This is a genomic window from Psychrobacter sp. AOP3-A1-26, from assembly GCF_052378235.1.
GTDB lineage: Bacteria > Pseudomonadota > Gammaproteobacteria > Pseudomonadales > Moraxellaceae > Psychrobacter.
Genome location: NZ_JBQSXN010000040.1, coordinates 1 through 13,090, shown reverse-complemented (window position 1 = coordinate 13,090; position 13,090 = coordinate 1). Strand labels below are relative to the sequence as shown.

Here is a 13,090-nt window from a genome sequence, read left to right as displayed (position 1 = left end):
TTGTGGTATTGATATCATTGCGAATTGAGTCTATTAGCAAAGAACGAGTTGGAATAAACGCAGGCAGTTGCCCTGTGATTAATTGGTACAGTTCGGCAATAAATTCGATACGCATAGGCACCGATATCATCGCTAAAGTTCAAGTGTAGCATGAAACTTTATGTTGCGAACGCAAAAAAACCTCACCTCATATCAAGTAGGTTACATGTTAATAACTTCTTTATATAAATATTTATAAATCAGTAATTTATAAATACACAGCACCTATAAAAATGAGGATACCATCAGAAATTTATTCAGTAGAAACCGAGTAACAAACCAATGCAGCTTTCAAATGACCAGCAGTTTTTGACAAAATGGGGGCAAAAACGTTTCACTAATAAGTAATTGACGCCCATACCAATCATAACGTGTCTGCCTTTGCCAGCCCTCAGTAGTATGCTGAATAGAGCGATAATTGGGTAAAGTGCGACTGCGTTTAAATAACACGTAACCGATAGGCGTGCCTTTGAGCTGTTGCAAACGCCGTGCGCGACCTTTAAGACTGGGAAGTGGAAAAACACTTTGCGCGGCTACCCATGGGCGCTCATCATTACCATATAGCTGCGCCTCGCGTACCCAAGCCAGCATCGGACGATTCAGCATGGCGCCTTGGATGCCCAATTGCTGCTTTTGGATGAGGGACAGCTGTCGATAGCCTTCAAAGCTGCGCTCTACGCGCAGTGGCTGTCCTGCTCTTACCTCTAATAAGGCAGTGAGAGAACCTTCGGTATTGAGCCAAGACAATAGCTCAACAGGCGGTGATGAATGGGCAGAAAAAGAGAGATTACTAGGCATAATTAACGGCTAATCATAAAGTATTAAAAAAGACAAATATTAAGGGGTATCTATGGCGTATTAAAGTTAGGCATATTATCGGCATTAAACGGCAATGCTTCAAACGCTTGCTGGCGATACTGTGCCATGTGCAATCGATCCTCACGACAGAAGTTACTGATCGCTGGTACAAAACGCGGATCATAAATACGGTGGATAGAATGCGTCGTCGTGGGTATGAAGCCACGTACCAACTTATGCTCACCCTGCGTACCGGGGTCAAAGTACATCAAACCCTGCTCGATGGCAAACTCAAGACCTTGATAATAACACAGCTCGAAGTGCAAGCTATCGTACTCACCCAGCGCTCCCCAATAACGACCATAAAGGGTAGCATTTTCGCCATTGGTATCATCATATAAAAATAAGCTACTCGCGATAATCTCACCCGTCGTATCGAGTGCTTGGGCTAGCATCAGATGCTCAGGCATAGTCGCTGCCAATGCCCTAAAAAAACCTATGGTCAAATAAGGTTGCTGACCGCGCACTGCATAAGTCATCACATAACAGTGATAAAAGGCCTTCCAGTCATCCTCGGTAATCGCCTCACCACATTTGCGCTGACAGGTGATACCTTGCTCGGCAACCTTGCGCCGCTCGGCCCGTATCGTTTTACGCTTTTTGGCTTTTAGGGTCATCAAAAATGCATCAAAATCTGCAAAAGGCTGGCTATTATTTAGTAAATCTTTATTTTGCCACAAAAACTGACAACCCTGCCGCTCAAGTATGGGCATATCAATAGCGGTCGGGATAGTACTGTTGTCTTGGGCGGCGAGCGCCCGTTCTATATCAATATCAGTAGGCATAGCTTCCTGAGCGACAGACGCCAATTCAGGCGTAACAAACAACCCATGCCAGCTCGAGGCACCCACTTGCTGAGCAATATCATCCACGCCTGCGATGGCTGTTTTTATAATATCTGGCGTTAAATCCTCAGCTTTTGCCAACCATAAACGCTGACCCGTAATCGGAGTATAAGGCACGCTTGTGACCAGCCTTGGATAGTAGTCGACACCATAGCGCGCGTAAGCTTCTGCCCATGCATGATCAAACACAAACTCACCGCGGTGATGGCCTTTTATAAAAACTGGTAATACAGCAACTGGTTGTGTTATCGCTTTATCTGCCACGTCATCTGTGATGCGGTGCACCAAAACAAATAACGGCAACCAGCCCGCCTGCTCACCAATCGCCCCCGTATCAATAAGCGCTTGCCAAAAAGCAAACGACATAAAAGGGCTATCTGGTGTTTGCCAGTCGCCTAGGCTTTGCCAGCTGATATCATTGAGTAGCGCATACTGTAAACTCATGGTCATATTCTTTATCGCACTCTACTATTAATTTTTTGGTTATGGGCTAGCGTAGCAAATTCTGACTAAGTTTCTGTCAAAATTTGCGTATTAAATAAAAACCTTTTATAGAGATGAATAAATCTAGCATAAAAAAAAGCCGTCTATAATATAGATAGCCTCACTCATGATTGCATAACCTTACCTATTATCACGGCATGTTTATGCTTTACTTATCTTCAAAAACACCATGCTTGAAAACATCGCTTAAAAACACATTGCTTATAAACAAAATACAGTGTGAGTATAGTTTGGATATAGAAAAGATGATATCTTCGCTAATGACTGATAGAATAACCCTGCTTATATCATAATATAATTAATATGCAGGGTAAATATTCGACAATAGTATGTTTGGTTCATTATTCGATATTGACAACCTGTAATATTCATAATGACTCTGCCAAACACCTTGTGCGCAGTATATTTCCCGCCACTGTAATCGCGAGCATAACAGTATCTTCATAAAAAAATTAACGCCAGTTAATGAAAGAAGATAAGCAAAATTAACACTCTCCGCACGATTACCTACAATGTACGTAAGCCCATAGCCTCTTATCAAACAAGAGCCATATATATATCTACTGAACCATTGCACTATTTTTAAAAATTATTATTACCAACAAAGGAATGCTGACCAATGTCAAAAATCATTTATACCAAAACGGATGAAGCCCCAGCGCTAGCCACTCTATCTTTCTTGCCCATCGTTAAGGCATTTACCAAAACAGCAGGAATTGAGATTGAAACTGCTGACATCTCGTTAGCAGGGCGTATTATTGCCTTATTTTCAGAGTTTTTACCTGAAGAGCAGCGTATCCCAAGTGCATTCGTAGCGTTAAGTGAACTGGTAAAAAAACCTAAAGCAAATATTATTAAATTGCCAAATATCAGTGCTTCTATCCCGCAGTTGAAAGCCGCGATTAAAGAGTTACAAGATAAAGGTTATGATCTACCAGATTACCCAGATCATCCAGAAACAGATAAAGAAAAAGACGCTCGCATTCGTTATGACAAGATTAAAGGCAGTGCCATGAACCCTGTCTTGCGTGAAGGTAACTCTGACAGACGTGCGCCAAAAGCGGTCAAAGCTTTTGCTAGAAGTAACCCACATTCAATGGGTGCATGGAGTGCTGATTCTAAGTCACACGTGGCCACTATGGACCATGGTGATTTTGCTGATACCGAAGAATCAGTCACTATCGACAAGGCTACAGATTATCGTATTGAGTTTACAAGCGAGGACGGTACAGTTACTGAACTAAAAGCACCTGCACCATTACTAGCTGGTGAATTGATTGATGCCGCTATCTTAAGCCATGATGCACTAACTGAATTCTTAGAAGAGCAAGTTGAAGACGCCAAAGCAGAAGATGTGTTGTTCTCATTGCATCTAAAAGCCACCATGATGAAGGTATCTGACCCGATTATTTTTGGTGAAGCAGTAAAAATCTTCTTTAAAGAATTATTTGCTAAGCACGGTGATACTTTTAAAGAATTAGATGTCGACGTAAATAATGGCTTTAGCAACCTACACTCTAAAATAAAAGAGCTGCCTGAAGAGAAGCGTCAGGAGATAGAAACGGATATTGAGAGCATTTACCAGAGTAATCCAGACCTGGCGATGGTCAATTCAGACAAAGGCATTACCAACCTACATGTACCGAGCGATGTGATTGTGGATGCGTCAATGCCAGCGATGATTCGTAGCTCAGGTAAAATGTGGGGTGCTGATAATGAGCTGCACGATACCAAGGCCGTTATCCCTGATAGTAGCTACGCTTGCATCTATGATGAAACCATCAAGTTCCATAAAGAGCATGGCGCATTTGATCCAACCACGATGGGCTCAGTACCTAACGTTGGCTTGATGGCACAAAAAGCTGAAGAATACGGCTCACATGACAAAACCTTCCTCATACCATCCGCGGGCAAGGTACAAGTGCTTGATAGCGAAGGCAATGTATTGACCGAGCATAAAGTAGAAGCAGAAGATATTTGGCGTATGAATCAGGTAAAAGACGCGCCTATCCAAGATTGGGTAAAACTGGCCGTGACTCGCGCCCGTGCTAGCAACATCCCAACTGTCTTTTGGTTAAACCACAAACGGCCTCATCATGCAGAATTGATCAAAAAAGTAGAAAAATACCTAAAAGATTATGACACTGAAGGCTTAGATATTCGTATCATGCCAGTTCGTGAAGCCACTCGCTTTACCTTGGAGCGCTTAAAAGAAGGTAAAGACACCATCTCTGTCACTGGTAACGTACTACGAGATTATCTAACCGACTTGTTCCCAATCTTAGAGCTGGGCACCAGTGCAAAAATGCTATCAATCGTACCGCTAATGAATGGTGGCGGCCTATTTGAGACGGGTGCGGGTGGTTCAGCACCTAAGCATGTACAGCAGTTGGTTGAAGAAAACCACTTACGCTGGGACTCATTAGGTGAGTTTTTAGCCTTGGCGGTCTCTTTAGAGCATTTGGCAGAACACGAAGACAATGCCAAAGCGCAAATTTTGGCAGATACGCTTGATACAGCGACAGAAAAACTGTTATTGAATAACAAATCACCATCACGCAAAACGGGTGAGCTGGATAACCGTGGTAGCCATTTCTATCTGGCTATGTACTGGGCTGAAGAACTTGCCGCGCAGGACCAAGATAGTGAGCTAAAAGAGACGTTTGCGCCACTGGCCAAAAAACTTGCCAGCAATGAAGAGGCTATTGTTAAAGAGCTAAATGACGTTCAAGGTAAACCGGTAGATATCGATGGCTACTACTTCTTTGATGAAGCATTAGCGACAGAGGTAATGCGCCCAAGCCAATTATTAAACGAGACTATCGCTTCTTTATAATTGTGTTTTAAAGCATTTTAAACCTATAAAAAATACCCCGACAGTCTAAGGCTGTTGGGGCATTTTTTATAGAAAAGATGATATTTTTATCGATGACTGATAGAATAAGGGTCTTAACATCTTAATGTAATTTAGATACATTAGAAACAACCGAAAACACTACACTTAGTTCATTATGCGATATTGACATCGCATAAGACTTATAATCAGTTAACTACAATGTAGCGTCCACGATCTACTTTCAAACCATTCAGAAAAGCAGGCCGTTCAGACAAGACAGTCAAACTGCCTTCTTAACGAAACAAAAGCTCTAAGCAGACTCTCGAAGTCTCCAAGAGATTGCCTATAAAAATTAGCAACACACTATTTAGTCTAATCGCATGACCCATTATTACATAAGGGCGGCATAGGACTATTGAATTATATTTGACCCTTATTATTAATTACAACCAAAAGGAATGTCCTACTAATGTCAAAAATTATTTATACAAAAACTGACGAAGCACCAGCGCTAGCGACCTTGTCATTCTTGCCTATTGTTAAAGCATTTACCCAAACCGCAGGCGTTTCTGTCGAAACCAGCGATATTTCTGTTGCTGCGCGAGTATTGGCTGAATTCCCTGAATACTTAACTGAAGAACAGCGCGTTCCTGATAATTTGGCTGAGCTAGGTCGTCTGACCCAAGACCCAGACACCAACATCATTAAACTGCCTAACATCAGTGCCTCTGTCGGCCAGCTAAAAGCTGCTATCAAAGAGCTACAAAGCAAAGGCTTCGCCATACCTGATTTTCCAGATGATCCTAAAACCGAAGAAGAAAAAGAAATCCGTAAACGCTACGGCAAAAGCCTAGGCAGCTCGGTCAACCCTGTATTGCGTGAAGGTAACTCAGACCGCCGTGCACCAAAAGCGGTTAAAAACTATGCGCGCAAGCATCCGCACTCTATGGGTGAATGGAAACAATGGTCCAGCACGCACGTATCGCACATGCACAGCGGCGATTTTTATGATGGCGAGCAATCTCTCACACTAGACAAAGCGCGTACAGTACGTATGGAGCTGTTGACTGATAGTGGTGAGACTAAAGTCTTAAAACCAGAAATTGCGCTGCTCGATAAAGAAGTCATCGATCTGATGTTTATGAGCAAAAAAGCATTGCTTGATTTTTATGAGCGTGAAATGGAAGATTGCCGCGAAGCTGGTATCCTATTTTCATTGCACGTAAAAGCCACGATGATGAAAGTATCGCACCCTATCGTCTTCGGTCATGCGGTTAAAACTTATTATAAAGATGCTTTCCAAAAACACGGCGCGTTGTTTGATGAGCTGGGTATCAACGTCAATAACGGTATGGCCTCGTTATACGACAAAATTAAAGAGCTGCCAACCTCTCTACAAGAAGAGATTGAACGTGACCTGCATGCCTGCCAAGTGCATCGTCCTCGCCTCGCCATGGTGGATTCTAATAAAGGAATTACCAACTTCCATTCGCCAAGTGACGTAATCGTCGATGCGTCAATGCCAGCGATGATTCGCTCAGGTGGTAAAATGTGGGGCGCTGATGGCAAAATGTATGACTGTAAAGCGGTGATGCCTGAGTCTACCTTTGCCCGTATTTACCAAGAAATGATTAACTTCTGCAAGTGGCATGGCAACTTTGACCCAACCACAATGGGTACAGTTCCTAACGTTGGTTTGATGGCTCAAAAAGCAGAAGAGTACGGCTCACACGATAAAACCTTTGAATCTAGCGACACGGGCGTCGCTCGTATTGTAGACGTTGACACGGGTGAAGTATTACTTGAGCAGCCTGTCGAAGAAGGTGACATCTGGCGCATGTGTCAGGTCAAAGACGAGCCTATCCAAGACTGGGTAAAACTTGCTGTACGCCGCGCACGCGAATCAGATACGCCGGTCATCTTCTGGTTGGACCCTTACCGTCCACACGAAAACGAGCTAATCAAAAAGGTTCAAACGTACCTAAAAGATTACGATACCGACGGCCTGCACATCGAAATCATGTCACAAGTTCGTGCCATGCGTTACACCTTAGAGCGCGTTGCTCGCGGTCTTGATACCATCTCTGCCACCGGTAATATTTTACGTGATTACCTAACAGATTTGTTCCCAATTCTAGAGTTAGGTACCAGTGCAAAAATGCTGTCTGTCGTACCTCTAATGAAAGGCGGCGGTTTGTTTGAAACAGGCGCTGGTGGTTCTGCACCGAAACACGTTCAGCAGCTGGTAGAAGAAAACCACTTACGTTGGGATTCATTGGGTGAGTTTTTAGCCTTGACGGAGTCTTTGGAGCATTTATCAACGAATGACAACAATCCCAAAGCTAAAATATTGGCTGATACGCTGGATAAAGCGACAGAAAAATTGTTGTTAAATGACAAGTCACCATCACGCAAAACCGGTGAGCTTGATAACCGTGGCAGTCATTTCTATCTGGCCATGTACTGGGCGCAAGAGCTGGCAGCACAAGAACAAGACAGCGAGCTAAAAGCACAATTTGCTCCACTGGCGCAAAAGCTTGAGAGCAGTGAAGACGCTATCGTCAAACAGTTCAACGAAGCGCAAGGCAAACCTATGGATCTTAAAGGTTATTACTTGGCAGATGAAGCAGTAGCTGAGCAAACCATGCGTCCAAGTAGCTTATTCAATGAAGCATTAGCATCGTTATAATGTACTGATATAGCTTCGGTTCATCGGCTCAAACTGCTTTTTACTTAAGCATCTTTAAGCCTTTATTAGTTCAAAACAAAAATGCCCCTCAGATGTGAGGGGCATTTTTTTGTGTTCATTATATGAAAGAGCAATCACATTGATATCTATTCTAAGCGATTATACATAGCATCATTAATCATGATAAAGATATGATTGATCCAATTTTAAAAGGATATAGTGCTGCTGGGATTCATTTTACGCAGCTTCTGTCAGCGCAGACAAACACGCCCTAGTTATAAAACCATCATAAAAAATCCATTTAACCATAGCGCAACCACAAGACTGTTATAATAATGAGCAAAGTAACAAAAAGACTTTATATAAAATCAATAAAGTTATAGCTTATCGTGTTGATTTAAAAAATAATGTCTTGTAAGTCTCATATAAGCACAATAGAATGCTGCAAATTCAGGAAATACCATATTATGCCGACCTCTAGTCTCATTTTATTTAATAAACCTTATGGGGTACAAAGTCAGTTTCGTGATGACAGCAATAATAACCACACTACCCTCTCGCAGTATTTTACCGATAAATCTTTACGGGTTGCTGGCAGGCTCGATGCGACCTCAGAGGGTCTGCTCATTTTGACCAGCGATGGACGGGTCAATAAAGCCATTACCCAACCACCATCCGCAAAGAGCTTTGCAAAAAACACCCATAAACAAGGTAAAACTTACTTGGTACAAGTTGAAGGCACTGCAACGACAGCACAGCTAAATGAGCTGACTTCTGGCGTCAAACTAAAGGACGGCAAAACATTGCCTGCGACTGCGATCATGGTAGAAGAAACCGACTTACCCATCAAGTTATGGCAGCGTGAGCCACCTATCCGTGAGCGTAAAAACGTACCTACGTCATGGTTGATGCTGACTATTTATGAAGGTAAGAATCGTCAAGTCAGACGTATGACTGCCCATGTCGGACTGCCTTGCCTGCGCTTGATACGCTGGTCAGTTGCGGGTTTTGAGTTGGGCGATTTAGCCGTTGGTGAGTTTGTACGCATTCATTTAAACAGCGAACGCTGTCAGCAGTTAGGAATTATCGGTTAGGATTTTATAAGTTCGAGCATAATAGGTTCGAGCATATTGAACGAGTCTTTTGAATATAAAGTCATTATATTATGACTTATTAAACGTAGCGTCTCGAATGAGTAAGGTTTATCTGCTAAGCTCCAGCACTTAGCTGATTATATATCATAGGTCTCATTCATTTATCATTCGATTTTTTATAATAGGGATATGTCATGATTGTTTCTCGTCGTTTTGTCTTGTTGGCCAGCAGCATTTCTGCTGCACTTATATTGAGTGCCTGTCAGCCGAAAACAGAAGACAACGACGCAAAATCTAGCGAAGCAGCCAGCCCAACAGTTACTGATACAGCTGATAGTCAGAATGACGTTGAGGCGAATGATGAGCTCTTGGAAAGCGAAGATCTCGCTGATGAAAGCCAAATGACTGATATGCTCAAAGACTATACAAAGTCGATGACTAGAATGCATGACGAGATGATGATTGGTATGGGCTACAACGATCCTGATACCGCCTTTGCCAAAAGCATGCTTGGGCATCATCGCGGCGCGTTAGAACTCGCAAAAATCCAACTAAAATACGGCTCAGATGAGGCGATGCGTCACCTTGCCCAAGATATTATCACCGCCCAGCAATTAGAAATCAATATTTTGAACAAATGGCTTGCCAGCCACCCTGATGCGCCCAAGCCAAAACCCAATACTGAAGCGATGCAGCAGGCGTACGAGAGGAGTATGGATGTCTTGAATGCCAACATGGTATTAGGCATCGCCGACCCTATCCCTGACATGGCATTTGCACGTGGCATGCTGCCGCACCATATTAGCGCGGTAAAGATGGCAAATATTCAGCTAAAATACGGCACTGATGAAGAAATGCGGCAATTGGCACAAGATATTATCGATACCCAGCAGGCTGAGATTGAGCGCATGGAAGATTGGATTGAACATTTTAAGGCTAATAAGATTGCTGATAAAGGTATTGAAGATGGGAGTATCGAGGATGAAAGTGATGAGGATGAAGCAGACAATCAATCGCCTGAGCTGGCTTCTTAGATATTGACTTAATACTTAGTTTTTTTGAAAAACATTAAGAACACTGATAGCTATTACACAAAACCTCTGCTAAATATTGTTTAGCAGAGGTTTTTATCTTTAATCAACGGTTATAAAAACAACTAAGATCAATACTTCCAAACCAAGCTTTCAAACCAGTACACCTAGCCTTGATAACGCTCCATGACATTAAGCCATGCTTGCCAGTCAGTTTTTACCGCTGCGTGCTCACTGCTGTCTTTTGACAAAGACTCGCTTCCCTCTTTTGCTAAATGCAGGCTTACTTTATGGGGAAATGCTTTTTCAGCATCAACAGCATCAACAGCCTCACTAGCGGCTAAAGGCTGGACATTAACACACATTAGCTCATCACGGCGAAAGAGATAACATTCGACATTATGCGCAGCCTTATTAAGCGCTGCCAACTGTTTACTATCAGCTTTGATACCATCAATCGCAATAATGACATCATGCGCTGAAATGCCAGCTCTAGCAGCGACACTAGCGCGTGCCACGCGGTTGACCTTGAGTCCAGCTGGCGTTTCAGTACAACGAATACCCCAAGGCACCTGTTTATCAGCAGTCTCTTTAGTATTGGTATGCAGGTTAATGCCGTTTGCTGTTAGTAGCGCTTCGATCGGTAATTCTTCAACGCCATTGACATAACGCTGCTCAAAGTTGTCCCAGTCAGCTGCAGGCATAAACTGCCCAATCACCGTGCCCATATCGGCACTACTGATACCGATGCGTTTATTGTCGTTTTTCTTAGCTTGAGTATAAAAAGCTTTGACCACATCAAACAAGCGATAGCGACCATTCGTTTTTTCAAGCAACGTTAGATCCAAACACAATGCCACCAATGCGCCTTTATTGTAGTAACTAATACCCGCATTGCCTGTATTCTCGTCGTTACGATACAGTTTAATCCACGCATCAAAGCTCGACTCTGCGACACTTTGGTGCGCACGCCCAGCCGTTTGATAGTAACGATTGATTTGTTCGGCCAGCAGCTTAAGATAGCTGGGCTTATCAATCACGCCAGACGCTTGCAACATAAAATCATCGATATAAGAAGTAAAGCCCTCAAATACCCATAGCAATGGCGTAAAAGCTTCGCGGCGTAGATCGACATCTAACATCACATCTGGGCGTACTGTCTTAACCCACCATGCATGAAAGTATTCATGGCTGCATAAACCCAAAAAACGCTGATAATCTGTGCTTGGTATGTTTGGCTCATCGATACTTGGTAGGTCGCGACGCGGCGTAATCAGGCTGGTTGAATTGATATGCTCAAGTCCACCATAATCCTGACCACTGGCATAAGTCATAAAAGTATAGTCATTAAAAGGCGCATCGCCCAACCAATCTAGGTAGCTCTGACAAATCTGAGTAACATCTTGCTGCAACCTGCCCATATTGGCATCGTGCTTACCCGAGAGGTAAAAACGGTGATGAAGCGTTTGATGCATATTATCTTGAACAATAAAATCAAAGGCGTCCTGCTCTGCGATTTCAAATGGGTAATCAATCAACTCGTGATAGCTGTCTGCCTGTAGCCCATAACTGTGCTGCCCATCAAGACTTAAATGAGTAGATACCAAACCACATGCCAATAGCACGCGGCTGTCTTCTTTGTCTGCTAAAAATGCAGCTGGAATAATTAAGCTGGCCTGTACAGGTTTATGTGTTTGCCCTTCAACTGCCAATGCTAGCGAGGTAAAGTTGCCGTATAGACGCTGCTGATCGACATAGGCGGTCCGCACTGATAAATCGTAACAGTACACTTCATAATGGATTTCTATGGCTTGCCCTGCCTTAACTTGTGGTAGTTGCCAAGTATTCTTATCTATTTTCGGCGCGCGATGCGTTTCAAAATCAGCCTTGCTGCCTAGCACACGATAATGCACCGCGGTAATGTTGCGGGCAAACTCACGCATCAAGTAACTACCCGGAATCCAAGCAGGCAACCAAAGCTGAGGCGAGTCGGCTGTTGCCGTAAAAGTGAGCGACACATCAACCAAATGTTCTAAAAAACGCTCGAAATCGAATCGATAACTGATATCAGCGTTTATATTATTGGCATGATTGTTAATGGTATTGGTATCCGTTGACTGACGATTAGCAGTATTGGCAAATGAGGTCATAATCTTTTTCATCCTTATTTTTAACATTATGGTAGAAGCCCTCGCCCAAAAACGCAACTGACAAACCGTGAATACCCTGCTGGCTACCTTTAAATAATAGAAAACAGCGGTTGTTTCTATCAAATATGACATTTATTAGAATTAAATGACATTTTTTATTATTTTCGCCTTGAAAGTCATGTAAGGCATCTCAATTAAAGATGCTAACTGCTACAGTTACTTTAATAAACTGATGATAATTGTCTAATGACGTGGCTATTTAGCTGGCTGATTGGCTTTTTTAGGTTTATTGCAATCGTATTTAATTTTTTACACCGATATATTTAGGATATTTTATGACTACTATCGCAAAAGACACTGCCGTTCAATTCAATTACACGCTAAAAGATGACGAAGGCAACATCCTTGACCAATCTCCAGAAGGTCAACCACTTGCTTATTTACATGGTCACAGCAATATCATCCCAGGCCTAGAAAAACAATTAGAAGGCAAATCTGCTGGCGAAAAAGTAAACGCAGTTGTTGAGCCTGCTGATGGCTACGGTGAGTATCAAGAGCAAGCAGTACAACATGTACCACGTGATAACTTCCAAGGCGTTGACGACATCCAGCCTGGTATGCAGTTTCAGTCAGAAGCTGGTGGTCAAGTAATGCTAGTTACCGTTACTGCTGTAAACGATCAAGAAGTCACTGTTGATGCAAACCATCCATTGGCTGGTAAGCGTCTGACCTTTGATGTTGAAATCCAAGAAGTGCGTGCTGCTACTGAAGACGAGCTAAACCATGGCCATGTACATGGCGCTGGTGGCGTTGAGCACTAATCTCTTTTTGAGAATTTAGTGAGAATGACTAAATAATAAGCAGTTAATTCGCTTATTATCTGGTTTAAAAAGGTCGGTAGCTATGTCTACTGACCTTTTTTTGTGTTTGTCATTTATAAAAAGTGGTTTATAAAAACAGGAAGGGCTTAAGTTTCTATCGATATCGTGGAGTCACTTTAAAAGCGATACAAGGCTATTGCTTCAATCGTCTGTTTTTTTATTA

General features: G+C 42.7%; 8 protein-coding genes. 5 read left to right on the top strand and 3 right to left on the bottom strand.

Features of this window, described 5'->3' with window-relative positions; all coding sequences use genetic code 11:
* Positions 1-330: 330 nt before the first annotated feature.
* Positions 331-837, bottom strand: coding sequence for a chorismate--pyruvate lyase family protein (locus tag ACT3TU_RS08215; RefSeq protein WP_444784268.1), 507 nt, complete (start codon positions 835-837; stop codon positions 331-333).
* Positions 838-887: 50 nt separating this feature from the next.
* Entirely contained in the window at positions 888-2,186 is a 1,299-nt protein-coding gene (locus ACT3TU_RS08210) for a GNAT family N-acetyltransferase (RefSeq protein WP_444784267.1), read from the bottom strand.
* A 679-nt stretch (positions 2,187-2,865) separates the two neighbouring features.
* Here ACT3TU_RS08210 and ACT3TU_RS08205 point away from each other — a divergent pair.
* The 4 genes from ACT3TU_RS08205 (at position 2,866) to copM (ending at position 9,899) form a co-directional block, all read left to right on the top strand.
* Positions 2,866-5,082 carry an NADP-dependent isocitrate dehydrogenase gene (locus ACT3TU_RS08205; protein WP_444784266.1) on the top strand — a complete coding sequence of 739 codons (2,217 nt, stop codon included), beginning with the start codon at positions 2,866-2,868 and terminating at the stop codon, positions 5,080-5,082.
* Between the two features lie 469 nt (positions 5,083-5,551).
* Entirely contained in the window at positions 5,552-7,771 is a 2,220-nt protein-coding gene (locus ACT3TU_RS08200) for an NADP-dependent isocitrate dehydrogenase (RefSeq protein ID WP_192522654.1), read from the top strand.
* Positions 7,772-8,238: 467 nt separating this feature from the next.
* Positions 8,239-8,865: a pseudouridine synthase gene (locus ACT3TU_RS08195; RefSeq protein ID WP_444784265.1), complete on the top strand. Its 627-nt coding sequence runs from the start codon at positions 8,239-8,241 to the stop codon at positions 8,863-8,865.
* A gap of 194 nt (positions 8,866-9,059) precedes the next feature.
* Positions 9,060-9,899 carry a CopM family metallochaperone gene (gene copM / locus ACT3TU_RS08190; RefSeq protein ID WP_192522652.1) on the top strand — a complete coding sequence of 280 codons (840 nt, stop codon included), beginning with the start codon at positions 9,060-9,062 and terminating at the stop codon, positions 9,897-9,899.
* A gap of 164 nt (positions 9,900-10,063) precedes the next feature.
* On the opposite strand, the gene ACT3TU_RS08185 is transcribed toward copM, so the two are convergent.
* The gene (locus tag ACT3TU_RS08185) at positions 10,064-12,046 is read right to left on the bottom strand and encodes a M61 family metallopeptidase (protein WP_444784264.1); all 1,983 of its coding nucleotides are present in this window, start codon (positions 12,044-12,046) and stop codon (positions 10,064-10,066) included.
* A gap of 335 nt (positions 12,047-12,381) precedes the next feature.
* On the opposite strand from ACT3TU_RS08185, the gene ACT3TU_RS08180 reads away from it, so the two are divergent.
* The gene (locus ACT3TU_RS08180) at positions 12,382-12,867 is read left to right on the top strand and encodes an FKBP-type peptidyl-prolyl cis-trans isomerase (RefSeq protein WP_192522650.1); all 486 of its coding nucleotides are present in this window, start codon (positions 12,382-12,384) and stop codon (positions 12,865-12,867) included.
* Positions 12,868-13,090: the final 223 nt, after the last annotated feature.

Excerpts from the sequence above, each read along its gene's own strand:
- copM (WP_192522652.1), top strand. The coding sequence starts at position 9,060 with ATGATTGTTTCTCGTCGTTTTGTCTTGTTGGCCAGCAGCATTTCTGCT.
- ACT3TU_RS08195 (WP_444784265.1), top strand. The coding sequence starts at position 8,239 with ATGCCGACCTCTAGTCTCATTTTATTTAATAAACCTTATGGGGTACAA.
- ACT3TU_RS08215 (WP_444784268.1), bottom strand. The coding sequence starts at position 837 with ATGCCTAGTAATCTCTCTTTTTCTGCCCATTCATCACCGCCTGTTGAG.
- ACT3TU_RS08185 (WP_444784264.1), bottom strand. The coding sequence starts at position 12,046 with ATGACCTCATTTGCCAATACTGCTAATCGTCAGTCAACGGATACCAAT.
- ACT3TU_RS08180 (WP_192522650.1), top strand. The coding sequence starts at position 12,382 with ATGACTACTATCGCAAAAGACACTGCCGTTCAATTCAATTACACGCTA.
- ACT3TU_RS08200 (WP_192522654.1), top strand. The coding sequence starts at position 5,552 with ATGTCAAAAATTATTTATACAAAAACTGACGAAGCACCAGCGCTAGCG.
- ACT3TU_RS08205 (WP_444784266.1), top strand. The coding sequence starts at position 2,866 with ATGTCAAAAATCATTTATACCAAAACGGATGAAGCCCCAGCGCTAGCC.
- ACT3TU_RS08210 (WP_444784267.1), bottom strand. The coding sequence starts at position 2,186 with ATGAGTTTACAGTATGCGCTACTCAATGATATCAGCTGGCAAAGCCTA.